The sequence below is a fragment of the Nostoc sp. UCD121 genome (genome assembly GCF_014222285.1).
Taxonomy (GTDB): Bacteria; Cyanobacteriota; Cyanobacteriia; order Cyanobacteriales; family Nostocaceae; genus Nostoc.
This window is the reverse complement of record NZ_JACKZS010000540.1, coordinates 1-378: the sequence shown is the minus strand read 5'-3', so window position 1 is coordinate 378 and position 378 is coordinate 1. Positions and strand designations below refer to the sequence as shown.

Below are 378 nucleotides of genomic sequence, written 5' to 3'. Positions count from 1 at the left end.
TTGGTTAATTCCTGCAATATCGTCTCCATGCTCGAAGACTTTTTCGAGTTCAGCATCTCGGTTAATTGCTGCAAGAAGTTCGACTGATTCGCGCTTATTTCGATTAGGTTCTCGGCTTGGCTCGTTTCTAAGAACTCGATTTTCTGGGTCAATTGCTGGCTGTTGGTTTGTAACTGCTCGATTTTCTGGGTTAATTGCTCTATCTTCTCGGTTAGGAACTGTATCTGAGTTGGGTTGTTGTCTTTGGTTAAAGTCATGGGTTTGTACCTGCGGTTTATTTTGTAAAAGATAGGGAACAGGCAATGGGGAACAGGCAACAGTTTTTTCTATTTCCTCTTCCCTGTGTGTTGGTAAGAGATCCAATTTGTCATTCCCTGT

The 378-nt window shown here is 42.3% G+C and carries 1 protein-coding gene; it reads right to left on the bottom strand.

Features of this window, described 5'->3' with window-relative positions; genetic code table 11:
- The coding region (locus GNF10_RS37385) for a hypothetical protein (RefSeq protein WP_185607528.1) at positions 1-363 on the bottom strand (363 nt) is incomplete at its 3' end.
- Positions 364-378: the final 15 nt, after the last annotated feature.